Source organism: Exiguobacterium sp. 9-2, from assembly GCF_036287235.1.
GTDB lineage: Bacteria > Bacillota > Bacilli > Exiguobacteriales > Exiguobacteriaceae > Exiguobacterium_A.
Genome location: NZ_CP142850.1, coordinates 1,122,637 through 1,144,591 on the forward strand (window position 1 = coordinate 1,122,637; position 21,955 = coordinate 1,144,591).

General features: G+C 46.3%; 24 protein-coding genes. 13 read left to right on the forward strand and 11 right to left on the reverse strand.

Annotation, left to right across the window (positions count from 1 at the left end; translation table 11 throughout):
- The 3 genes from VJ374_RS05770 to lexA form a co-directional block, all read right to left on the reverse strand.
- Positions 1-702 (reverse strand): MIP/aquaporin family protein, encoded by a 702-nt coding sequence (locus VJ374_RS05770; RefSeq protein ID WP_035408708.1) that lies wholly within the window; start codon positions 700-702, stop codon positions 1-3.
- 186 nt (positions 703-888) lie between these two features.
- Positions 889-1,359, reverse strand: coding sequence for a metal-binding protein (locus tag VJ374_RS05775; protein WP_035408706.1), 471 nt, complete (start codon positions 1,357-1,359; stop codon positions 889-891).
- Positions 1,360-1,390: 31 nt separating this feature from the next.
- Positions 1,391-2,005 carry a transcriptional repressor LexA gene (lexA, locus tag VJ374_RS05780; RefSeq protein WP_023467770.1) on the reverse strand — a complete coding sequence of 205 codons (615 nt, stop codon included), beginning with the start codon at positions 2,003-2,005 and terminating at the stop codon, positions 1,391-1,393.
- A gap of 211 nt (positions 2,006-2,216) precedes the next feature.
- Here lexA and yneA point away from each other — a divergent pair, with 211 nt between their 5' ends.
- From yneA to VJ374_RS05815, 7 genes are all read left to right on the forward strand, one after another.
- Positions 2,217-2,504: a cell division suppressor protein YneA gene (gene yneA / locus VJ374_RS05785; RefSeq protein WP_023467771.1), complete on the forward strand. Its 288-nt coding sequence runs from the start codon at positions 2,217-2,219 to the stop codon at positions 2,502-2,504.
- Positions 2,505-2,549: 45 nt separating this feature from the next.
- The gene (locus VJ374_RS05790) at positions 2,550-3,203 is read left to right on the forward strand and encodes a YneB family resolvase-like protein (RefSeq protein ID WP_035408704.1); all 654 of its coding nucleotides are present in this window, start codon (positions 2,550-2,552) and stop codon (positions 3,201-3,203) included.
- A gap of 113 nt (positions 3,204-3,316) precedes the next feature.
- On the forward strand, positions 3,317-3,553 hold the full coding sequence (locus VJ374_RS05795; RefSeq protein WP_035398122.1) for a DUF896 domain-containing protein: 237 nt from the start codon (positions 3,317-3,319) through the stop codon (positions 3,551-3,553).
- 362 nt (positions 3,554-3,915) lie between these two features.
- Positions 3,916-5,886 (forward strand): transketolase, encoded by a 1,971-nt coding sequence (tkt, locus tag VJ374_RS05800; protein ID WP_329470510.1) that lies wholly within the window; start codon positions 3,916-3,918, stop codon positions 5,884-5,886.
- Positions 5,887-6,009: 123 nt separating this feature from the next.
- The gene (locus VJ374_RS05805) at positions 6,010-6,240 is read left to right on the forward strand and encodes a YneF family protein (RefSeq protein WP_012370001.1); all 231 of its coding nucleotides are present in this window, start codon (positions 6,010-6,012) and stop codon (positions 6,238-6,240) included.
- 121 nt (positions 6,241-6,361) lie between these two features.
- Positions 6,362-8,113: an ABC transporter transmembrane domain-containing protein gene (locus VJ374_RS05810; RefSeq protein WP_035408699.1), complete on the forward strand. Its 1,752-nt coding sequence runs from the start codon at positions 6,362-6,364 to the stop codon at positions 8,111-8,113.
- A complete protein-coding gene (locus VJ374_RS05815; protein ID WP_035408695.1) occupies positions 8,110-9,873 on the forward strand; it encodes an ABC transporter ATP-binding protein in 1,764 nt (587 codons plus the stop codon). The genes VJ374_RS05810 and VJ374_RS05815 overlap by 4 nt, the downstream gene beginning before the upstream one ends.
- Before the next feature lie 59 nt (positions 9,874-9,932).
- On the opposite strand, the gene VJ374_RS05820 is transcribed toward VJ374_RS05815, so the two are convergent.
- From VJ374_RS05820 to VJ374_RS05830, 3 genes are all read right to left on the reverse strand, one after another.
- On the reverse strand, positions 9,933-10,835 hold the full coding sequence (locus VJ374_RS05820; RefSeq protein WP_035408692.1) for an SH3 domain-containing protein: 903 nt from the start codon (positions 10,833-10,835) through the stop codon (positions 9,933-9,935).
- Positions 10,836-11,139: 304 nt separating this feature from the next.
- The gene (locus VJ374_RS05825; protein ID WP_329470513.1) at positions 11,140-11,559 is read right to left on the reverse strand and encodes a hypothetical protein; all 420 of its coding nucleotides are present in this window, start codon (positions 11,557-11,559) and stop codon (positions 11,140-11,142) included.
- 73 nt (positions 11,560-11,632) lie between these two features.
- On the reverse strand, positions 11,633-11,827 hold the full coding sequence (locus VJ374_RS05830; protein ID WP_290772411.1) for an aspartyl-phosphate phosphatase Spo0E family protein: 195 nt from the start codon (positions 11,825-11,827) through the stop codon (positions 11,633-11,635).
- Between the two features lie 220 nt (positions 11,828-12,047).
- Between VJ374_RS05830 and VJ374_RS05835 the strand changes: the two genes are divergently transcribed.
- Together VJ374_RS05835 and VJ374_RS05840 are read left to right on the forward strand one after the other, a co-directional pair.
- Complete coding sequence (locus VJ374_RS05835; RefSeq protein ID WP_035408688.1) at positions 12,048-12,746, forward strand: cytochrome c biogenesis CcdA family protein; 699 nt, start codon at positions 12,048-12,050, stop codon at positions 12,744-12,746.
- A gap of 16 nt (positions 12,747-12,762) precedes the next feature.
- Positions 12,763-13,242 carry a CcdC family protein gene (locus VJ374_RS05840; RefSeq protein WP_035408686.1) on the forward strand — a complete coding sequence of 160 codons (480 nt, stop codon included), beginning with the start codon at positions 12,763-12,765 and terminating at the stop codon, positions 13,240-13,242.
- A 42-nt stretch (positions 13,243-13,284) separates the two neighbouring features.
- On the opposite strand, the gene VJ374_RS05845 is transcribed toward VJ374_RS05840, so the two are convergent.
- Positions 13,285-13,710 (reverse strand): DUF2621 family protein, encoded by a 426-nt coding sequence (locus VJ374_RS05845; RefSeq protein ID WP_035408684.1) that lies wholly within the window; start codon positions 13,708-13,710, stop codon positions 13,285-13,287.
- A 91-nt stretch (positions 13,711-13,801) separates the two neighbouring features.
- Here VJ374_RS05845 and VJ374_RS05850 point away from each other — a divergent pair, with 91 nt between their 5' ends.
- Entirely contained in the window at positions 13,802-14,125 is a 324-nt protein-coding gene (locus tag VJ374_RS05850; RefSeq protein WP_023467783.1) for a hypothetical protein, read from the forward strand.
- A gap of 43 nt (positions 14,126-14,168) precedes the next feature.
- Here VJ374_RS05850 and VJ374_RS05855 read toward each other — a convergent pair whose 3' ends face one another.
- The 3 genes from VJ374_RS05855 to VJ374_RS05865 form a co-directional block, all read right to left on the reverse strand.
- Positions 14,169-15,473 (reverse strand): VOC family protein, encoded by a 1,305-nt coding sequence (locus tag VJ374_RS05855; RefSeq protein ID WP_329470516.1) that lies wholly within the window; start codon positions 15,471-15,473, stop codon positions 14,169-14,171.
- 26 nt (positions 15,474-15,499) lie between these two features.
- Entirely contained in the window at positions 15,500-16,513 is a 1,014-nt protein-coding gene (locus VJ374_RS05860; protein ID WP_290755537.1) for a hypothetical protein, read from the reverse strand.
- A gap of 92 nt (positions 16,514-16,605) precedes the next feature.
- Positions 16,606-17,046: an RrF2 family transcriptional regulator gene (locus VJ374_RS05865; RefSeq protein WP_035408678.1), complete on the reverse strand. Its 441-nt coding sequence runs from the start codon at positions 17,044-17,046 to the stop codon at positions 16,606-16,608.
- 140 nt (positions 17,047-17,186) lie between these two features.
- Between VJ374_RS05865 and VJ374_RS05870 the strand changes: the two genes are divergently transcribed.
- Positions 17,187-17,984 (forward strand): hypothetical protein, encoded by a 798-nt coding sequence (locus VJ374_RS05870; protein ID WP_329470519.1) that lies wholly within the window; start codon positions 17,187-17,189, stop codon positions 17,982-17,984.
- A gap of 56 nt (positions 17,985-18,040) precedes the next feature.
- Here the strand turns inward: VJ374_RS05870 and VJ374_RS05875 are convergent, their stop codons facing one another.
- The gene (locus tag VJ374_RS05875; protein WP_023467788.1) at positions 18,041-19,285 is read right to left on the reverse strand and encodes an MDR family MFS transporter; all 1,245 of its coding nucleotides are present in this window, start codon (positions 19,283-19,285) and stop codon (positions 18,041-18,043) included.
- 402 nt (positions 19,286-19,687) lie between these two features.
- On the opposite strand from VJ374_RS05875, the gene VJ374_RS05880 reads away from it, so the two are divergent.
- Positions 19,688-21,268, forward strand: coding sequence for a peptide chain release factor 3 (locus VJ374_RS05880; RefSeq protein WP_035408673.1), 1,581 nt, complete (start codon positions 19,688-19,690; stop codon positions 21,266-21,268).
- 125 nt (positions 21,269-21,393) lie between these two features.
- Positions 21,394-21,861 (forward strand): YflT domain-containing protein, encoded by a 468-nt coding sequence (locus VJ374_RS05885; RefSeq protein ID WP_329470521.1) that lies wholly within the window; start codon positions 21,394-21,396, stop codon positions 21,859-21,861.
- Positions 21,862-21,955 lie beyond the last annotated feature (94 nt).

Here is a 21,955-nt window from a genome sequence, read left to right on the forward strand (position 1 = left end):
TTAGTAGATCAATTGATAGATGAACACGGCAAGCGCTCCGCCGATGATTGGACCAACAACTGGAATCCATGAGTAGCCCCAGTCAGATGACCCTTTATTCGGAATCGGTAAGATAGCATGTGCGATACGCGGTCCAAGGTCACGGGCCGGGTTGATGGCATATCCTGTTGTACCACCAAGTGATAGACCGATGACGACGACGAGTAAACCGACGATAAGTGGTTTTAAGCCGTCACCGAATGTCGTTAAACCGAGCGCCAAGATACCGAAGACGAGAACGAATGTCCCGATGATTTCAGAAATCAAGTTCGACGGCGTATGGCGAATCGCTGGACCTGTTGCGAACACACCGAGTTTTGCAGCTTGATCATCAGTCGCTTCAAAATGTTTCATGTAATGAAGCCAAACGAGAATGGCGCCGATGAAAGCTCCGACAAGTTGTCCGGCAATATAGACAGGAACGTCTGCCCACGGTAAATCAGAGTTTAAAGCAAGTGCAATTGTTAAAGCAGGGTTCAAGTGCGCTCCACTCTCAGCAGCGACGAATGCTCCTGTCATGACGGCAAGACCCCAAGCGAACGTGATGACAATCCATCCGCTGTTTTCGGACTTCGTCTTTCTCAAGACGACACCGGCGACGACACCATCCCCGAGCAGAATGAGGATCATCGTACCGATCATTTCCAATACAAAGTTATTCATGCAAAAACCCTCCCTTTGGATTAAAGCAAATAATGGTCTTTCTACTTTAAATTACTCCGATTTGATAACGTTTTCAATACATATAATTGAAATATAGGAATGGAAATTTTTTATTTTAATGTTTAAAGATACGGAAAATTGGATAAGAAAACACCTCGTCTTGCCTGCAAGCAAGCAAAAGAGGTGTTAACGACGACGCTTTTTTCTTTTTTTAGGTCGAAACCAACTACTGGAATAATCTAGTAGGATATGAATTGTACTCGCCACCATGATACCAATGACAAAAGCGGGTAGGGAAGCGAACCAGGAATCAATGGTCTCTGACGCGATGACTTGAAAATACAAGCTGAGAAATAATAAGGGAATCACAAGTGCAGCACTATAAAGGAGTCGGATGACATCCCCAATGATCAATCCGTGTGACCAGATCGAGCGGTGGGGCATGATCTTCACATAAGGCATCCACAGGACTCGAAATGGTCCAAAGCGATAATACGGTTCTGACTTTAAATCGAGGTCAGGTGACAACCAAAGCGTACCGACAGCGATACCGATGGCAGTCGGTAACCAATCCGTTTGTTGCGTTGCGACCGAATACGCAACGTAACCCGTCAGTGCGACGGTATTGACGGTATCATGTACATTTCCTGAAGGCATGAAAAAAGACCAGTCGTAACTGGTCCCTCCGTCAATGAATCGTCCGATACACGCCGATTACCTTACCAAGAATGGAGACATTATCGAAATACATCGGATCCATCGAGTCATTTTCTGGTTGTAGACGTACCTGTTGATCTTCTAAGAAGAACCGTTTCACCGTCGCTTCGCTATCTTCGGTCATAGCTACGACGATTTCTCCGTTTTCTGCTGTGTTTTGTTGGCGTACGATGACGCGATCGCCGTCAAGAATACCTGCGTTAATCATTGATTCACCATCGATCGTCAACATGAAGACCGTTTCGTTTCCTACATAATGTGCAGGGAGCGGGAACTGTTCTTCGATGTTTTCAATCGCTGTAATCGGAAGACCAGCTGTGACTTTCCCGATGACGGGAACATGAACGATAGCTTCCGTGATTTCTTCAGGCTTATCAAGCAATATCTCAATCGCACGTGGTTTCGTCGGGTCACGGCGAATCATTCCCCGTTTCTCGAGTCGATCCAAATGACCGTGTACCGTCGAGCTAGACGCGAGTCCGACTGCTTCTCCGATTTCACGAACTGATGGTGGATACCCCTTCAGTTTCACTTCAGAGACGATGTAGTCGAGAATCTCTTGTTGGCGCTTAGACATTTTCCGCATACGAATTGCCACCTCTTTCTGGATTGAAGTTTGAAATGTAAGAATATATGTTTCTAAATTCACTATAACATAGAACAAATGAGCGTACAAACAATTGTTCGACATTTTGTGTTGACCGAACACGGGTTCTGTGTTTATTATGAATTATGCGAACAATTGTTCCGCGAACGTTTATTCTAACTCATTCATTTCATATTTGGAGGGATTCATGATGATTCATACGATTCGTACTCATGCTTTTTCTATTCTCTTCTATGCATTAAGTATTGCCTTCGTGATCTTTTTACTCACACCACGCCCAGATGAAAAGGTAGCACAATTGATGACGGCTTCCGTTACGGTCGATGAGAACGCTACAGTCGAACAAATTGCTGAAGTCTACAATGATGGTTCGATGTCAGATGAGGAATACGTCAACTGGTTGATCAAAAATAATGATGTTGAGACAAAACATGTCATCTCAAAAAGCAAAATCGTTGTACCAATCGCACAACAATGACAAAATGGAAAAGTTGTGAAAGAACGAACAGGGATGTGAGGTACGATGAAGGTCGTGATTTATTGTCGAGTATCGACCGAAAAAGAAGCACAAGATAGTTCGATTGAACGCCAACGGATGGAGCTTTCGAAGGTTGCGTCTCAAAAGGGGTTTGATGTCGTAGATATCGTCTCTGAAAAAGAGAGTGGATATGATGTTGATCGGGAAGGGATGCTAACAGTTCTTGATTATGTGACACGCGATACGGTAGATGCGGTCCTCGTGACGGATGATACACGGATTGGTCGAGGGAATGCAAAAATCGCTATTTTGCATACATTCAAAAAACATGGGGTCCGCTTGATGACGCTTGATTCAGATGGAGAATATCAACTTGCGGATGCAGAAGCGATGGTCCTTGAGATCGTCTCACTCGTGGAAGAATACCAACGGAAACTGCATAATGCAAAAATCGCCCGTGGCATGCGGCGAGCAGTCGAACAAGGTTTTCGCCCGGAACGAAATCTCAATCGCCAAGGAGAGAACGCAGGACGTAGTCGAAAAGACGTACCGATCGAAGAAATTGTACGTCTTCGAGAACTCGGATTGACGTTTTCTGATATCGCCATCACCTTGCGGGGGATGGGGCATGATATTTCAAAAGCAACGGTCAATCGTCGATATCTTGAATACCGCGAACTGACACCTAGCCCGGAATGAGAAGCAAGTAACCCGTCGACTGACGCGGTTAACTTGCTTTTTTTTATAAGCTCTTTTACAGTAAGAATACAATTGAACTACTCAAGTTTGAGTCATAAAGAAAGAGGGATTCCATGTTATCACAAGAACAATTAGATCGAATTAATGCATTAGCGAATAAATCAAAAGTTGAGCCGTTATCGGAAGCGGAAACGGCAGAGCAAAAAGAATTACGTGCAGCGTATCTCGCAGCATTCCGTGGATCGTTCAAAAACCAACTCATGGGTATGAAAATCGTCGATGAAGAGGGAACGGACGTAACACCTGAGAAATTGAAACAAGCACAAGAAGAAGAACGGAATAAACAATAATCGTTCGTTTCTTTTATAGAAGAAAGAGGTCTCGCGTCAAGCGGACCTCTTTTTTGTTTAGAGCGAGTATCTTTTTTGTTTAGAGCGAGTATCTTTTTTGTTTAGAGCGAGTATCTTTTTTGTTTAGAGCGAGTATCTTTTTTGTTTAAAGTGAGTAGATGAGGAAACATTGTACGATAGCAATACATCTTAATAGTGATCTTTCATGGATTCATGCATCCTGTATGAGTCGACAGAACGGCTATAGATAGCGCATTCATTTTAATGTGACATACTATTTAGAAAAGTTGTATCACATTTAAGAGTGTGCTAAAATGAGTAGGAATTTGTGAAAAAGAGAGAGGATGATTGTTTTGACGAACATGACGACAGTAGAACAATTAGCAATTAATACGATTCGTACCTTATCGATTGATGCCGTACAAAAGGCGAACTCGGGTCACCCAGGTATGCCAATGGGAGCAGCGCCGATGGCATTCTCGCTTTGGGCGGATCATATGAACCACAACCCTAAAAATCCAGAATGGTTCAACCGCGACCGTTTTGTACTTTCAGCCGGACACGGTTCGATGCTTCTCTACTCACTCCTCCACCTATCGGGATACGATCTATCGATGGATGATCTTAAATCATTCCGTCAATGGGGATCAAAAACACCGGGTCATCCGGAATACCGTCACACGGCTGGTGTAGATGCAACAACGGGTCCACTTGGTCAAGGGATCGCGATGGCAGTTGGTATGGCAATGGCAGAACGTCATCTTGAAGCAAAATACAACCGTGACGATCTCAACGTCGTCGATCACTTCACATACGGAATTTGTGGAGATGGAGACTTGATGGAAGGTGTCTCAGCTGAAGCGGCTTCACTCGCAGGTCACCTTGGTCTTGGAAAATTAGTCGTATTGTATGATTCAAACGATATCTCACTTGATGGCGATCTCGACAAATCATTCTCTGAAAACGTCCAGAAGCGCTTCGAAGCGTATAACTGGCAAGTCATTCGCGTAGAAGACGGAACGGATATCGATTCCATTTCGAAAGCAATCGCGACGGCACAGGCAGAGACGACAAAACCAACATTGATCGAAGTCAAAACAGTCATCGGTTTCGGTTCACCGAACAAATCAGGGAAGTCGGCTTCTCACGGTGCACCACTTGGTGAAGCAGAAATCAAATTGACGAAAGCAAGCTACATTTGGGATCACGAAGAGTTCTACGTACCTGAAGAAGTCAAATCATTGTTTGACGAGCGAATCGTCCAACGTGGTGCTTCTGCAGAAGACGCATGGAACGAGACAATGAAACAATACGAAGCAGCGCACCCAGAATTGCATGCTGAACTCGTTCGCGCGATTGCAAACGAATTGCCAAGCAACTGGGAAGCAGACCTTCCGACATACGACTTGTCGTCGAAAAAAGCAACGCGTCAAACAAGCGGTGAAGTCTTGAATGGTCTCGCGAAGAACGTTCCGACATTGTTCGGTGGTTCAGCTGACCTTGCAGGATCAAACAACACGATGCTTAAAGGCGAAGCAGACTTCGATATCGATCCAAGCGGTCGCAACATTTGGTTCGGGGTACGTGAATTCGCAATGGCAGCAGCTGTCAACGGTATGGCACTTCACGGCGGCGTCATTCCTTACGGCGCGACATTCTTTGTCTTCTCGGATTACCTCCGTCCGGCGGTTCGTCTTGCTGCATTAATGGGACTTCCATCAATCTTCGTCTTGACGCACGACTCGATCGCTGTCGGTGAAGATGGTCCAACACACGAGCCAGTCGAACACTTGATGAGCTTCCGTGCAATGCCGAACGTCACGATCTACCGTCCAGCAGACGGAAAAGAGACGATCGCAGCATGGAAAACAGCAGTTCAAGCAAAAGATAAACCGACACTCCTCGTCTTGACACGTCAAGGTCTTCCTGAACTTGAAGGTACGACGACAGAGGGTGCTGAAAAAGGTGGTTATGTCATCGCTGGTGACGTTACGAAAGCTGATACACTCTTGCTCGGTACTGGTTCAGAAGTTCACCTTCTTGTCGAAGCACAAAAAGAACTTGGTGAATCAGCAGCTGTCGTTTCACTTCCATCATGGGAAGTATTCGAAGCACAGTCAGCAGAGTACAAAGAATCAGTTCTTCCAAAACACATCACGAAACGTGTAGCAATCGAAGCAGGGGCTTCACTCGGTTGGTACAAATATGTAGGAACAGAAGGACAAGTCATCGGAATCGATCGTTTCGGCGCATCTGCTCCTGGAGACTTCCTCTTGAAAGAATACGGCATGTCTGTTGAGAACGTTTTAGCGACTGTCAAGCAACTCGGATAATCATTTCCGGAAAAACGGGTCCGATCTTACGTCGGACTCGTTTTTCATCTATTATCATCTATGCAAACAATTGGAATTATAGTATAGTAAAAAGCGACGTTTTAAGTTAGAGGAGGAAGCAACTTGGCTACATGGATTTGGATTTTAATTGCCCTTCTTTGCTTGGTAGCAGGTGTCGCCCTTGGTTTCTATATCGCTCGTCGATACATGATGAACTACTTGGAGCAAAACCCACCAATCAACGAAGATATGATTAAGACATTGATGATGCAAATGGGTCAAAAGCCATCACAAAAGAAAGTCAACCAAGTGATGCGTTCAATGAGTGGTTCAATGAAATCACCTAAAAAATAAGCTGTACGAAAGGGGACCAAATGGTCTCCTTTTTATTTGCTATTTTTTAGAAAGAGAACTAATCTAAAATGTGAGACTATTTCAAATAATCATAGGATTTAAAAAAGGGGGGGAGACTTGAATGGGAGTCTTCAGGAAACTCGGTTGGTTTTTCCGACGAGAATGGAAAGCGTATAGTCTTGGGGTCATCTGTTTGATTTTTGTGGCAGGGTTAGAACTTATTCCACCGAAGGTCATCGGAACGACAGTCAATGGTCTGAGTGAAGGAAGCTTGACGAAGAATGATTTGATTCGTCTAGCTGGTACATTGTTACTCATCGGGGTCGCGACGTATTTCATTCGTTATTTTTGGCGTTTTCACATTTTCGGTGCATCGATTCGCCTCGGGCGATTGTTACGCAGTCAACTGTATGGTCATTTTTCAGATTTGGATCAATCGTTCTATAAGAAATATCGCAGCGGAGATTTGATGGCACATGCGACAAACGACGTACAAGCTGTTTCGATGACAGCGGGGGCCGGTATTCTAACGCTCGTCGACTCGGTGACAATGGGGAGCTTTGTCATCATCACAATGGTCACGACGATCAGCTGGAAATTAACGCTCGTGTCACTTTTGCCAATGCCACTGATGGTCTATTTGACGTCACGCTACGGTAAGATGTTACATTCCCGTTTTCATGACGCGCAAGAAGCGTTCTCTGATTTGAACGATAAGGTCGCGGAGAGCATCAGTGGTGTCCGTGTCTTAAAAGCAACAGGGGAAGTCGAATCCGACGTGCAGACGTTTACCGATCTGTCTGATGACGTTGTTCAAAAGAATCGTCGTGTGGCGAAAATTGATGCACTGTTTGATCCGACGATTTTTGGATTAGTCGGTCTATCGTATATCATCGCGGTCGGCTATGGCGCCTACTTGTTACGACAAGGCGAAATCCGGATTGGTGATATCGTTTCCTTCACTACATATCTTGGTTTATTAACGTGGCCAATGCTCGCCTTCGGTTGGTTGTTCAACATCGTTGAACGGGGTCGTGCTTCCTATGACCGGATCGAACGGATGCTTGCGATCGAACCAGAAATTAAAGATGCGAAGGAAGCAGCAACGAGTGTCTCGTCACCAGAACTTCATGTCGGGATTAAACGATTCATCTATGACACGCAACCGGTCCTTCAAGAGATCGATGTGACGTTGAAGCCTGGGAAATCGCTTGGGATCGTCGGAAAGACGGGTGCTGGGAAATCGACATTCGTTCGTTTGTTATCGCGTGAATATGACGTTAAACAAGGCGCCATCACGATTGGCGGACGAGATATCAAACAATTGACACGAGACACCGTCCGTCGTCAAGTAGCGATCGTTCCGCAGGATCATTTCCTGTTCTCTGCTTCGATTGCTGATAATATCGCCTTTGCAAAACCAGATGCATCAATGGAAGACATCATGGAAGTGGCGCGTATCGCAGCAGTCCATGAGGACATTCTCGGCTTTAAGGAAGGATACGCGACGATGGTTGGGGAACGAGGTGTCACGTTATCTGGTGGTCAAAAACAACGGATCTCGATTGCCCGGGCGTTACTAGCAGACTGTCCGATTTTAGTACTCGATGATGCCTTGTCTGCGGTCGATGCGAAAACCGAAGAAGCGATCATCCACCACTTCCGTACGGCGGATCACGATCAAGCGCAAATCATCGTTGCCCACCGATTATCGGCTGTGTCGCATACCGATGAGATCATCGTCCTTGAAGACGGTCGGATCATCGAGCGAGGAACACATGAGCAATTACTCGCTCATGACGGTTGGTATAAAGAGACGTACGATCGCCAGCAACTAGAATCACTTGTTGAACAAGGAGGGCGTTCTGAATGAATCATGATATCAATGAAAAAGCCGTCCTGAAACGATTGCTTGATTTCGTCAAACCGTTCAAAAAGCAAGTCAGCATCGCTTTCATCCTGCTGTTCATTACGACAGCGGCAAAACTCGGGGGACCGTATCTCGTCAAGATTTTTATCGATGAATATGTCGCACCGGGTACGTATCCGGTAAAGGAAGTTGCACTTTTGTTTACGGCGTACTTGTTATTGCATACAACAGGGATCATCGTCGATTACTTGCAAGCATTTGAGTTCCAAAAGATTGCCTTACAAGTCATTCAACGCTTGCGTATCGATGTCTTCCGACACGTCATGCACTTACGACTCGCTTATTTTGATCGAACGCCTGCTGGGGTACTCGTCTCCCGGATCACGAACGATACGGAAGCGATTAAAGAACTTTACATCGGTGTCTTATCGACATTCGTGCAAAGCGGTGTCCAGTTGATTGGGACATATATCTTCCTCTATCTGTTAGAACCGCGACTCGCGACGATTGCGTTATTGTTGTTACCACTGTTTTATTTCATCATTTGGATTTACCGGAAGTATTCGACGAAGTATTACGCGGAAGTCCGCGATTTACTGTCGAAAATCAATGCCCAACTGAATGAATCGATCAACGGGATGGCGATCATCCAGCAGTTCCGCCAAGAAAAGCGTCTAATGGCAGAATTCGAAGAGACGAACGTCGCTCATCAAAACGGTCGTTACAAGAACTTAAAGCTTGATAGCTGGTTACTACGACCCATCATCGAATTGTTACTGGCGATTTCGATTGCGACACTTGTGACGTACTTTGGTGTCTTATCATTCTCGCAAACAGTCCAAGTCGGTGTCGTTTACGCTTTCATCAGTTACATGGAGCGAATTTTCCAACCGGTTCAGCAAATCATGCAACAATTGTCTGAGTTCCAACAAGCTGTCGTCTCGGCAGACCGTGTATTCAAGGTGCTCGATACGGATGAACCGGAACCAACGAAACAGCTCGAAGGGGATGCACGTGTGTCGGAAGGACATATCGTCTTTGAAGATGTTCGCTTTAGTTATGATGGAGAGAAAGATGTTTTGAAAGGAATTTCATTCGAGGCGAAAAAAGGACAGACGATTGCCCTCGTTGGTCATACGGGAAGCGGAAAAAGTTCGATCATCAACATCCTGATGCGATTTTACGCTTACCAATCGGGTCGGATTTTGATCGATGGTCAACCGCTCGAGCAGTTATCGGAGGAAGAACTTCGGAAGCATGTCGGACTCGTCCTGCAGGATTCATTTTTGTTTACGGGTACGGTCGCGGATAACATTCGATTGTTCGACAGTTCGATTTCCTTTGATCGTGTTGAAGCGGCCGCGCAGTTCGTTCAAGCCGACGGATTCATCAATCAACTCGATCAGCAATATGACAGTCCCGTCGCCGAGCGGGGTGCGACATTCTCCGCTGGAGAACGTCAGTTGATTTCCTTCGCACGCACAATGGCACGGGATCCGAAAATCCTGATTCTCGATGAAGCGACAAGTTCGATTGATACGGAAACGGAAGAAAAAGTCCAAGTGGCGCTCGAACGGATGCGCGAGGGTCGGACGACGATTGCCATTGCCCACCGATTATCAACGATTCAAGATGCTGATTTGATTCTTGTATTGCATCAAGGGGAAGTGATCGAGCAAGGTAACCATCAAGAATTGATCGCGCAAGATGGACTGTATAAGAAGATGTATCAACTGCAATCTGGTCATGTCACGGTCTCTTAAAAAAATAGCTATAAAAAAAGCCTGCCAGGCGATCTCGCCCGGCAGGTTGTTTATTTTGATTAGTAGACTGTAACTGTGACGTTTTGGCGACCCCAGTTGAGTGCTTCTTGTTGTGAACCAACGAGAAGATCAAGACGGTTACCTTGGATTGCGCCACCACGGTCGAGTACGATTGCTTCACCAATGCCTTCGATGTGCATACGTGTACCGATTGGATATTGCGAAGAAGCTGCTACGATACGCATACCATTGTACGTGATCGTATTTGTAACGTCATAACCGCTTGCTGTCAACGCACGACCATTGTAGAGTTGGCTACCATTGTTAGATGGGTCGTTCGTGTAAGCACTGACGTTCATCGTCACTTTTGTACCTGATTTTGCAGGTGTTGATTGTTTTGTTGCAGTTGCTGGTTGAGCTGCTGCTTTTGGTGCTGGCTTCGCAGCCGGTTGAGCCGCTGGCTTCGCAGCTGGTTGAGCTGCTGGTGCTTTCGCTACGCTACCGAGTGTTGTATATGCACTGTGTACATAGCGTGTTTTACCGTCGATTGTTGTTTTGATCCATGCACCGACTTTACCTTCTACGTTGACTTTTTCACCTTTGTAGAGGTTACCGACATCTTTCGAGCTTGTCGTTGGTTGTGTGCGGACATTTAATACTGCCGTAGTAACTGTAGCTTTTTTAAAGTCGAATGAGCCTGCTGCAGACGTATACGCGCCATGGACATAACGTTTTTGACCGTTAATGTGTGTTTGGATCCATGCGCCAGAACGTCCTTCGACATTTAATGTTTGACCTTTATATACATTGCCTACGTCTGCTGATGCAGTTGTAGGTGCTGTGCGTACGTTGAGTACTGGTGTATTTACTGTTACCGTTTCTGAGGCAGCCTCTGTCTCTTGGGCAAATCCTACTGATAGAGCTGTTGCTGCAAGACCGGCAGCGAAAACTGCTTTTTTCATTATTGATGTCCTCCTGACATATGCTGTGTTTACTGTTCCTACTTTACACGGCAAATCTGACTTGTGCGTTTACAGGTCAATGTCATTCGAGTTACAAACTGAGCTTGTATGACAAGAAGATTGCAAAAGAACGGTTTTTGTCATCGGTAGGACATACTAATTATGAAAAATAGACATTTATAGGTCTTTTGACTTACTTTCGATGAAATATTCGAACAATTTAAAAGGAAAAAGACTTAAATATAGAAACTATGTCATCCTTTTATCGTCTAGTGATGAAAAAGTGAAATAGGTGATATGCAGATCAATACTTGACGATCGTCGTCACACCAAACGCTGTCAGATAGGAACGATGGTACAATTCCTGCATCCAATCGTTAGCGGAAAGCTGAAACGTGCCGTGAATCGTTTGGTATGTTCGTTGTTGAATATTGATGTCAATCGGCTCTACTAGTGGAGCGGACGGTAGATGGTCATGTATGCTGTCATTTTGATTTTCAATGTAGAGTAATTCGAGGACATCTCCTTCTTCCATATAACGCTCTAAGTAAATCATGAACTCCCATTGATCAGCACCATCAATCGTATAAAGGTAAGACATCGTGAATCGTCCTTGCTTCAAGGAGACATATTCAAGCGGTTCGACTTCATCTACGTATAATCGAGGAAGATCGTCAGGTACATAAAAGGGACGGGAACTAGCTAAGAACGTAAGAGCAGACATAAAGCACCTCCATCAGAAATAAGAAGTCATAAAAAAGTCAGCATTCGCACTCGAATGCTGACTGGATCGTGCATTAGGATAAGAGCGGTTCGTTTGAACCGTGAATGGTGTAGTTTTGGACCGTCCGTGAATATTCTAAAAGTAGGACGTCGAGTTCATGGCTAAGTTGCAAAACACGCGGGGAGGTGAAGCTGGACTGGTCAGCTTGATGATATAATTCGCTACGTTTGGCTTCAATGGCTAACGTCAATAGTTGTTCTGTCGTCATAGCGGTCTCCCTTACATTGGTGTCGTATCCATATTCTAGCAAGTCCATTTACTGGGTGCAACGAGATTTCAGTAAAATTGACGAAATGTAATTTTTTTGTAATTTTGGCGGACACGAATCTTTTGCAACTTTCTATGAGATAATAGGTGCTAAATGCAGAGGAGTTTGGCAAAATAGAGAAGGAACTTCTTCTATAGTAGTAAAGAAAGGGGATGCTCATATGGAGCTCTCATTGTGGTTAGCGTTCGGAGCCGGTTTGTTATCATTCGTCTCTCCGTGTACGTTGCCGCTGTATCCTGTATTTCTCTCCTATATTACAGGAGTGTCGGTCACGGATTTGAAGGAACGAGGGGTACGGGAAAGGCGATCCCTGTTTCACACGTTAGCTTTCCTCGTTGGATTTGCGATGGTCTTCGCTGTGCTCGGACTCTCGACATCCTTGTTCGCAGATGTCTTTATCACATATCGGGATACGTTACGGATGGTCGGGGCACTCGTCATCTTCGTGTTCGGTGTCGTTCTCGTCGGGTTATGGCAACCGACATTCTTGATGCGTGAAAAGAAACTGAATCTTGGGGAACGAAAAGGGGGATACGTCGGAACGGTACTCGTCGGAATCGGTTTTGCGGCTGGTTGGACACCATGTACAGGTCCGATTCTCGCAGGAGTCATCGGATTAGCTGCGACCAATCCGAGCCAAGGTATGTTCTACATGCTCGCGTACGTCCTTGGGTTCTCGATTCCTTTCTTATTAATGGCATTTTTCGTAGGTCGTTCGCGTCTGTTCGTGCAGTATAGTCTGAAATTAACGAAATTCGGTGGAGCTTTGATGATGGTCTTCGGTGTCATGCTGTATTTTGACGGTCTCAGTAAATTCGCGGCATGGATGAGTGACATCGTCGGATTCACAGGATTTTAATCAAGGAAGTGATCGGATGATTTGGATATCAACTGGGGTAGCGCTCGTCATGGGTTTGCTGATCAGCTTTATTCGCGTGAAGGCATCAGCAAAACCGACGAACGCTAAAAAAATCTTGATCCCACCGTTTGCGATGTCAACGGGAATGCTACAGTTTTTATACCCAGCTTCCCGTCTGACATGGACGGAGGTTGCAGAAGCATTGCTCATTGGAGCCATCTTCAGTATCTTTTTGATCAAGACATCCAATTTTTATGAAGCGGAAGGGCAGATTTATCTGCAACGTTCGAAAGCGTTTTTCATCGTCTTATTCGGCATCTTATTCATTCGGACGATTGCGAAATTCTTTATCGGAGGGCAAATCGACATCTTCGAGACGGGTGGGATCTTTTATCTCGTCGCCTTCGGTATGATTGCCCCGTGGCGCTTCGCGATGTATCTCAAATACAAAAAGGTGAAATCGGGCACCGTGTCTGTAGCACATTTACCCCAATAAAAAACCGCTGAAGGTGACTTCGGCGGTTTTTTCGTGCATCCTTCAATTTTGGAAATATAATGCGTAGTCTCGCCAGTCGATGGCGTGCTCCGTCAAAGCTTTTTTCAAGAATTTATGATCGCGTTTCGGCGTCGCAGAAATATACCCTTTGACTACCAGTTCAGATGTCATCTCTGTCGCCCGTTCCTCGAGTGCGAACTGTCCGATCCGCCCGGCAATCTTGCGGCGTGCGACATCACGAAATGCCGATGGGACCGGCATGACGAGAGCGTTCAATAACTCCATCGTCTCATCCGTCCAAAGGTGTCGTGTCTTGTCGATGTACTCATCTTCCCAGTCCATCATCGATTTACCGTCTTCTTTCGGCAACTTCTTGAGGAACTTCCGGAACATGAAAAACCCGCCGATTGCCATGAGTGTAATCATGATAAAGCCCCAGAGCAGAATCCCGTTCATGAACCATTCCATGCGCGACTCATCCCCCTTTCACATCAAATATAGATTAGCATAAATCAGGTGGACGTGCTATGATGAATGACGGAGAAAGTGAGGCGAAAAAATGCTGCAACCATACGTACAATTGGACGAGACCGGACAGCCCCGTAAAGGTGTCTTACCTGAAACAGCGGACGGTCGGATCGTTGAATTCTATTATGATACAAAGGGTGAGGAGATTACAGTCATCTTCGTCACCGTTCCGGCAGAAGATGCGAGCCGGAAGCGTGCGTTTACGGTCGGGAAAACGTTCAAGACGGTCTCGACACTCGAAGACTTCACATTACTTCACTATGAATGGGCAAATGACCAGATTTTTGCGACACTCGAGATGTTCGCGGATGGGTCGAAACGTCAAATCGACGCTTCGAGATTGCTCGACTATTAAAAAAGAAGGAGATGCGGATTGCCGCGTCTCCTTCTTTTGATATTTAAGAAATATGAAGTCGGATGACCTCGTCATGAAGGTCAACCTGTCCACCGATCGGGAACGTAAACAAAGGACTCGTATGTCCAAAATCGACATTCGCAAGGACCGGGATCTGTTTTAGTGATGGGTAAAGTGAGATCAAGTAGCGCAGATGTTCTTCCGTCATCTTCGTCGCGAGTTGGAACCGCCCGAAGACGATCCCACGAATTGTCTCGGCGCCTGGTTGCGCCATCAAAGAGGCGAAATCACGGGCGAACGTCGCTGGGTGGACTTCGTAATCGTCTTCAAGGAACAAGATTGTATCCCGCAAATCAGGGAAGTGCGACGTGCCTTGAAGGAGGTTCAAGGTGCAAAGATTTCCACCGATCAGACGACCGCTCGCTTGTCCCGGAGATAAGAGTATCGGTCCTTTGTTCGGTAACGTGATGACATGTCCGCGATCCGAATCCCGCCAATGAATCGACGGCTTGATTGTAACCGGGTCCGTTCCGAATAAGACTTGTTTGAAATAATCAATCGTATAGGCGTCACGATCACGGAAAGCCCGTAACATTGGTCCAGAGTATGTCACTAAACCTGTATTCGTCAAAATGGCGTGACTGAGCGCCGTGATATCAGAGAAGCCACAAAGAATCTTCGGATGCGTCCGAATCAGTTCATAATCAAGTAAATCGACGAGTTCATTCGTACTGAACCCACCACGAACGCAAAGGATCGCATCGACGTTCGGATCAGCAAACGCGGCGTGGAGGTCTGCAACGCGTAACTCGGGATCGCTGGAGCCGAACGGATTGACAGCACGCGCATGTTGACTGATTGAGACGCGTAATCCGAATGATTCGAGTGTCTCGATTGCACCGTCGATGATCTTCAGCTCGACTGTCGAGAGGCTCGAAGCGGGGGCGACTAAGCGGATATGTGAACCATCTGTCAGCTTCTTCGGTGTTAGGGTTGGAAGATGAGCAGCAATGATTTCCAAACGGTTACCGAATGGATCCGCTGTAAAGAAACGACGGCGCGGAGCAAGTCGTGTATCATGCTCAACTGGATAACCGGCGGCTTGCAAGCGAGCACTCATTGCTTCAAATGTAGCGACGGTCAATCCAGGATGTGCTTTTTTAGCAGGAGAGAATGGCTCCTCGATGCCGAGGTGAAGCGCTGTACCGTGGTCTTTGAACCAGACACCACCACTTTTTTGAACACCAGCAGGTTTATCGACTTCCTTCATATGTAAAAGCCCGGCATAAAATGCACGGGCGCGATCTTCTTCGTTTTTCGGCATAGCGAGTTGGACATGATCTAACATGAAGACACTTCCTTTACGAATAAGATTTAAGCAACGAACTGGGTGATCCGTTTCAGTTCACGCTCGACAAGGTTCAAGTAGAAGACACCTTCGATCCGACGATCAAGAGATTGAGCGATCTCATATAGGTTCGTCCGGAGCGCTGCGAGATACGATGCTTCCTCACCAAGGGATTGTCGATGGGCAAATGCATAGTGAGCGAGTAGGAACTGGAGATATCCACGATCGGTTAAGAATGGAATCAATTGTTTTTTCTCTTCCATCAACCAGGTATAGTTTGTGTCGTAATACATCTTCGCATATAAATGATAGGGCTCATCGCCACCGGTAAAGAGTGTTTCGCCACGTTTGACTTCTTCAATCAATCGTTCGCTCCAATCAAAACGTTCTTTTTTGCGACTGAGGAATAATGGCAGGATGTATGGATGAGCCTGATCTGGCATCCGTGAACAACCGCGTTCATGTCGTAGTGCCGCATAAAGAAGTAAGGCGCGATCTTCGAATCCACGTTCGATTGCATACGTCATCCGGCTGAAGGCTTCACAGGATGGGCAATCACTGAGTTCGTCGCTTGGCGCGTCGACCCATTCCGATAAATAGTGATCGGCTTGCTCCTCGTCACCAAGCTTGCTGTAAACCATGAAGCTAATATAGTCGCGTGTGCGCGCGAATCCATGCGCGTCACAAAAATCGATGAAGCGGTCAAGATCTTCTTCGAGAAGCGATACCGTCACGTCTTCTTGTTCTGCCATATAGATCAAATAGGACTTATAGTTCCAGTACAAATCAAGTTCTTGTTTTGGAGTCAGTGTCATCTCGTCTTTTCGGATCCATTCCATTAAGAGTGTGAAGGACACGAGAAATGACCGGAAGTGTCCTAGGTCAAATTGATTTTGTGAAAACGTCCATAAGGAGAGGAAGCGGAGTGAATCATCAGCTGTTTCCTCAAAGATGGCCCATAAGGCCTCACCGCGTGTAACGGAGGGTTCTTCTTCCTTTAAGCGAAGATATAAAAGATGGAGTTCTTCTTGAGGGTTCATCTGTACCCCTCCTTTCTTATATAAGTATACCACGAGCGTTTTAAGAAATCGCAATTGAGCGAGGACGGAATAAAAAAAGATTCCGAACCCGCTCAATTGCGGTTCGGAATCATTTCAAGTATTTGGGGATGAGTATTAGCTGTCGGATGTAGCAAATCATGTACTGTGTAACTATTGAGTACTTGATGGAACGCCGCAATGGCATCATCGAAAGCATCACGTGCCGGATTAAGCGAAGGGACCTCGTGAATGCCTTCTTGCGGATCGAGAAAATGAACGGTTGGTTCAAACAGTTGTACGACGTCACCGATATGAATTGCATCCGGAGGACCTGCTAAGCGGAAACCACCTCCACGACCACGGACAGAATCAATTAGACCACTCTGTCCTAAACGATAGACTACTTTCATCAAATGATTCTTAGAAATGTCGTAACAATCCGCTACTTCCTGGATTCGGACTAAACGATCGGGATTGGCTGCTGCGAACAGCAGGGACCGAATCGCGTAATCCGTATAACGTGTCATGCGCATTTTCATCACCTACTTAACACACATACTAGGGGGGGACGCAAGCATTTACAACTTTCAATGTGCAAAAAATAAGATGCATTTTAGAGATTGTTTTTGAGAGTGGATTCACGCATAATGGATGGTGAAAGGTAGGTTAAATTATGCATTTCGATCAGGCATTACACCTTTTGCAACAGCTCGGTCCATCGATGGAGCAAAAGGGATTGCGGATCGCGACGCGCTTCTATGACTCGCTCGAGGCGACGTACGAAGAAGAATTGCGCGCGCTTCGAGAAGCGGGAGCTCAGGACGGAACTCGGGCACTGCGGATTTTACGCCTGAGTCAATTATTGAATCAGATTACAAACCAGCATGAATCGAGTGAACTGTTTAAATTGATTTTACTGAATGAAATCGATCAAACGAAATCGTTTCTGTTGACGTACCCGGATATTATCAGTCGTGAAATTCTTCAAGCTATTCAAATCGAATATGACCTTAAAGAAAATGCACCTTTACTTCAAGCATGGGCAATTGTTCACCATCAACTCGTCGATACATGTCGGCATTTTTGTAAATACCGCCGTGCTGAAAATTGGCGGCAACAAGATATCTTATTGATCGCAGAAGAACATCATCTAGGAGCCGTCATTGATGAAGCCCGGCATGCGCTTCTAAGTGGTCGAAAAACGACCTTATTGCATGTATCAGCTGAGGAATTGGCAGAACGAATGTTAGCAAATGTCCTCTCCTTGACGACGAAAGGTATGATCGTCCACCACATTCGTCAAGAAGGATGGGAACAGCAGATGCACGAATTCCTGAAGATGATCACAGCGAATGATCCGATCGTCTTCGTCAGTGGATCGACGAACTTCATTGCAGACATTCAGCAACGACTCGATCCGCTACCGGTCCTGTTCGGTCCGTTCGTAGCGGCAAATCAATTACCTTCTTAACGAGAAAAGCGACGTGACATGTTCTGACAGAAGTCGGAGCATGACACATCGCTTTTTTAGGCTGATTTCGTTAAACGTTTCGCTCGTTGAATCGAACGATCGAGTGCGAGATAGACCCCACCTGAGACACAACAGAGCAGTCCGACGAATCCGAGCGCAAAATCACCTTTTCCGGTATCAAGGAATAAGGATCCGAGAAGCGGTGCGGTGACGCCACCGATCAACCACTGAAGACTCGCAGCACCGTTGTATGTTCCGCGGAGATGTTCCGGGGCGATTAAGGCGATGAATGTCATCTGCACAGGGGACATGATCATCTCACCGAGCGTATAGAATGCATAAATCGCAAGCAATACTGTCACGAGAACAACATAACTCGTTCCGAGTGAGAACAGGTAAGACGGCACGAATGCGAGGAAAATCATGCCGATTCCGAAGATCGAGGCACCGAGTAACATGACTTTTCCGAATGCCTTCCCTGACAAGCGAGCAGCAATCGGGAACTGGAATAAGACGACCATGATTCCGTTGAGTGCCATCAAGTAAGGAAACGGATTTTGTTTCGTCGGTAACCCCGGTAGTGCTTCTTTCAAGAAGACCGGTAACATACTCTCGACGAGGGCAAATCCCATCGAAATGAAGACACCCGCACCGATAAAGATTAAAAAGACGTGATCCTTCCGCAATACAGTGAGCGGTGATACTTTGACTTCGTCCGTCTTTTCGATATACTCCGGTTTCGTTTCTTCGATGAAGAAGTAGAGAACGAGTCCATACAGGAAAAAGACGAAGGCAGCGGAGTAGAAGATGAGCGAACGGTCAACAAACAGGACAGCACTTCCGAGAAGTGGACCGAACGCTGCGCCGACATTATGTCCCATCCGCAGCAGACCGAACGATTCATTCAGGCGTTCTGGTGGTGTGACGTCAGCGACCATCGCGCTTGCTGCCGGATGGAACAGTGAACTCGATAAACCGAGCAACGCGTTCAAAGCGAGCAGCGGTCCGAATGAATCGGCGAACGAGAAACCGATTAGCGCGATGACGTCACCGATGATCGAGAGAACCATCAGTGGTTTTCGACCGAATTTATCAGCGAAGTGACCACCGAGAACGGCGCCGACGAGTGACATGATCGGTCCAGTCGCCATGATGACGCCGACCAAAAAGTAAGAATCGAGTCGATCCGCGTAATAGAGAACTAAAAATGGTGCAATCATGAACATCATGATCCCGGTGATCGTTTCCCCGACGAACCGGATCCAGATGTTGCGATCAAGCTGTTTGAGTGCGTTAAACATAGTGAAAACCCCTTATATTCCGTTTTTAGACAATAGAAAAGACGGATACGCACAAATATGGGCATACCCGTCCAAATATAAGAGGGCAGCATGTACGTATACGCATACGCACACCCTGCTTAATTAAAAATTAAACGATAGGGTGACGTACAGTTGTAGCCGATACAAAGACAGTGTGGACAGATGTCCGGGCTTGATGGAATACCATTGTACGTCTCCTCCTTCTGTAATAGTGAACTTCCTAGTCATCGTAAAGAAGATAGTGATGAATTGTCAACTTTAAATCTGAAAATTAAGTCAATGAAGTGAAATGGACGAGACCTTGAAAATTCGGTATGATAGACTAGTTGCGAAAAAGATTGATCGGACTTTTGAATATATCGGTGAAAGGAACTACCATACATGACAAACATTCTACAAACGGAAGTCGAAAAGCGTCGGATTTTCGGCATCATTTCCCACCCGGATGCGGGTAAGACGACACTAACTGAAAAATTCCTCCTACACGGAGGCGCGATCCGTGAGGCAGGTTCTGTCAAGGCACGGAAAAACTCGAAATTCGCAAAATCGGACTGGATGGAAATTGAAAAGCAACGGGGAATCTCTGTTACGTCTTCTGTCATGCAATTCGAATATGACAAAAAAATCGTTTCCATCATGGATACACCAGGTCACTCGGACTTCGGTGAAGATACGTACCGCATCCTGACGGCTGTTGACTCAGCAATTATGGTCATCGATGCGGCGAAAGGGATCGAGTCACAAACGAAGAAACTGTTCCAAGTCTGTCGGATGCGCGGGATTCCGATCTTTACGTTCATCAACAAGATGGACCGTCAAGCGCGTGACCCACTCGAATTGATGGAAGAACTCGAAGAAGTCCTCGGCATCCCGTCGGTTGCTGTGACATGGCCAGCTGGTTCAGGTCAACAGTTCGAAGGGGTCTACGACCGCGTCAAAGGACAATTCCATTGTTTCAAGAACGATCGTAAGACGATCGAACTCGGCGAGGAAGGTCTCGCGAACGAAGAACTCGCGACGACGATCAACTCGGAAATGTACGAGACGTTGATGGATGAAGTCGACTTACTCGACGGCGCAGGTAACGAATACGATGAAGAATTGATCGCAAAAGGTGAACTGACTCCGGTCTTCTTCGGATCAGCACTCGTCGATTTCGGTGTCACACCACTTCTTGAACATTACTTGAACTTGTCTCCTTCACCGACACCACGTGAGTCAAACAAAGGAAAAGTCGAGCCGGCGCAAGACTTCTTCAGTGGTTTCGTCTTCAAGATTCAAGCGAACATGAACCCAAACCACCGCGACCGGATTGCGTTCGTCCGGATCTGTACAGGTAAGTTCGATCGTGGGATGGACGTCGTCCTGACACGGACAGGCAAGAAGATGAAGCTGTCGCAATCGACTCAATTCATGGCGGATGAGCGTGAAACGGTCAACGAAGCGTTCGCAGGAGATGTCATCGGGTTATATGACTCAGGCAACTATCAAATCGGTGATACGATCACGAATGGCGATCCATCGTTACAATATGAAGCACTCCCGACGTTCGCACCAGAACTCTTCCTGAAGGTCTACACGAAAAACGCCTTGAAGTCGAAACAGTTCCAAAAAGGTGTCGAACAGCTTGCACAAGAAGGTGCGATCCAGGTCTACAAAACGGAATACAACGAAATCATCCTCGGAGCGATCGGACAACTCCAATTCGAAGTCTTCGAGCACCGGCTCAAAGGTGAGTATGGCGTTGACATCTTGAAGGATGCCGCGAACTTCCAAGTCGCCAAGTGGATCAAGCCAGCAGAAGTCGCTGCTGTCAAACAATTGACGGATTCACGGACGGTTCTCGTCTATGACCGCTGGGAGAATGCCGTTCTGTTATTTGCGAATGATTTCGTCTACGAGCGATTCGTTCAGAAAAACGAAGGAACGATCACATTGGTCGATTCACCGCAACAACTTTAATGTTTTCACGGACTACTTTTCGAAGTGGTCCGTTTTTTCGTTCTGGAAATCTCGTTTGATGACAATCGAACAAGGGTAAAAATAGAGCGTGTTTGAATTCATATGAAAAAGGACGGTGTCATGTGATGGCGAAACGGTTTGTTGGGATTTATCAGGATCAATCGAGTCTGGAACGAAAAATTGAAGAATTGAAACAGCAAGGACATCATGATTCGGACTTTTCTGTCGTCGGTCGAGATGATGCAGCAGAAGAAGCATCAGGTGCGAGTTGGATTGATCAAGTCAAATCAACGTTCTCTAAAGAACCACCGCTCCGTGAGACGTTAAAACGTGTCGGACATTCGGATGATGAGGCAGAACGGCATTACGCGGAAGTCGAGCGAGGTGGTCTTGCACTGTTCGTCAAGGATCGAGATCATGACCATGACCACGATCACCATCATGACCATGAGCATCATCATAACCATGACCACGATCATCGGTACGACGATAATAAAGTCGAAAATCCAGGGAACAACGCCTATGAATCCAATCACCGTGAGGAAGGTGAGAAGAGCGACCGGGCGAAATGGAAAGCGGACGATCTCGACTAATACCTAGAAGTGAAGACGCCATATTGGTGATCTTCACTTTTTTTCGTATCCGAAGTCGCTGGGCAAGATATGTGAGGAATCGTGGTGCTATACT

Excerpts from the sequence above, each read along its gene's own strand:
- VJ374_RS05875 (WP_023467788.1), bottom strand. The coding sequence starts at position 19,285 with ATGTTTAACGCACTCAAACAGCTTGATCGCAACATCTGGATCCGGTTC.
- VJ374_RS05840 (WP_035408686.1), top strand. The coding sequence starts at position 12,763 with ATGATTTGGATATCAACTGGGGTAGCGCTCGTCATGGGTTTGCTGATC.
- VJ374_RS05775 (WP_035408706.1), bottom strand. The coding sequence starts at position 1,359 with ATGCCTTCAGGAAATGTACATGATACCGTCAATACCGTCGCACTGACG.
- VJ374_RS05860 (WP_290755537.1), bottom strand. The coding sequence starts at position 16,513 with ATGAACCCTCAAGAAGAACTCCATCTTTTATATCTTCGCTTAAAGGAA.
- VJ374_RS05885 (WP_329470521.1), top strand. The coding sequence starts at position 21,394 with ATGGCGAAACGGTTTGTTGGGATTTATCAGGATCAATCGAGTCTGGAA.
- VJ374_RS05835 (WP_035408688.1), top strand. The coding sequence starts at position 12,048 with ATGGAGCTCTCATTGTGGTTAGCGTTCGGAGCCGGTTTGTTATCATTC.
- lexA (WP_023467770.1), bottom strand. The coding sequence starts at position 2,005 with ATGCGGAAAATGTCTAAGCGCCAACAAGAGATTCTCGACTACATCGTC.
- yneA (WP_023467771.1), top strand. The coding sequence starts at position 2,217 with ATGATTCATACGATTCGTACTCATGCTTTTTCTATTCTCTTCTATGCA.
- tkt (WP_329470510.1), top strand. The coding sequence starts at position 3,916 with ATGACGACAGTAGAACAATTAGCAATTAATACGATTCGTACCTTATCG.
- VJ374_RS05870 (WP_329470519.1), top strand. The coding sequence starts at position 17,187 with ATGCATTTCGATCAGGCATTACACCTTTTGCAACAGCTCGGTCCATCG.
- VJ374_RS05770 (WP_035408708.1), bottom strand. The coding sequence starts at position 702 with ATGAATAACTTTGTATTGGAAATGATCGGTACGATGATCCTCATTCTG.
- VJ374_RS05815 (WP_035408695.1), top strand. The coding sequence starts at position 8,110 with ATGAATCATGATATCAATGAAAAAGCCGTCCTGAAACGATTGCTTGAT.
- VJ374_RS05825 (WP_329470513.1), bottom strand. The coding sequence starts at position 11,559 with ATGTCTGCTCTTACGTTCTTAGCTAGTTCCCGTCCCTTTTATGTACCT.
- VJ374_RS05810 (WP_035408699.1), top strand. The coding sequence starts at position 6,362 with ATGGGAGTCTTCAGGAAACTCGGTTGGTTTTTCCGACGAGAATGGAAA.
- VJ374_RS05830 (WP_290772411.1), bottom strand. The coding sequence starts at position 11,827 with ATGACGACAGAACAACTATTGACGTTAGCCATTGAAGCCAAACGTAGC.
- VJ374_RS05795 (WP_035398122.1), top strand. The coding sequence starts at position 3,317 with ATGTTATCACAAGAACAATTAGATCGAATTAATGCATTAGCGAATAAA.
- VJ374_RS05845 (WP_035408684.1), bottom strand. The coding sequence starts at position 13,710 with ATGGAATGGTTCATGAACGGGATTCTGCTCTGGGGCTTTATCATGATT.
- VJ374_RS05850 (WP_023467783.1), top strand. The coding sequence starts at position 13,802 with ATGCTGCAACCATACGTACAATTGGACGAGACCGGACAGCCCCGTAAA.
- VJ374_RS05880 (WP_035408673.1), top strand. The coding sequence starts at position 19,688 with ATGACAAACATTCTACAAACGGAAGTCGAAAAGCGTCGGATTTTCGGC.
- VJ374_RS05865 (WP_035408678.1), bottom strand. The coding sequence starts at position 17,046 with ATGCGCATGACACGTTATACGGATTACGCGATTCGGTCCCTGCTGTTC.
- VJ374_RS05855 (WP_329470516.1), bottom strand. The coding sequence starts at position 15,473 with ATGTTAGATCATGTCCAACTCGCTATGCCGAAAAACGAAGAAGATCGC.
- VJ374_RS05790 (WP_035408704.1), top strand. The coding sequence starts at position 2,550 with ATGAAGGTCGTGATTTATTGTCGAGTATCGACCGAAAAAGAAGCACAA.
- VJ374_RS05820 (WP_035408692.1), bottom strand. The coding sequence starts at position 10,835 with ATGAAAAAAGCAGTTTTCGCTGCCGGTCTTGCAGCAACAGCTCTATCA.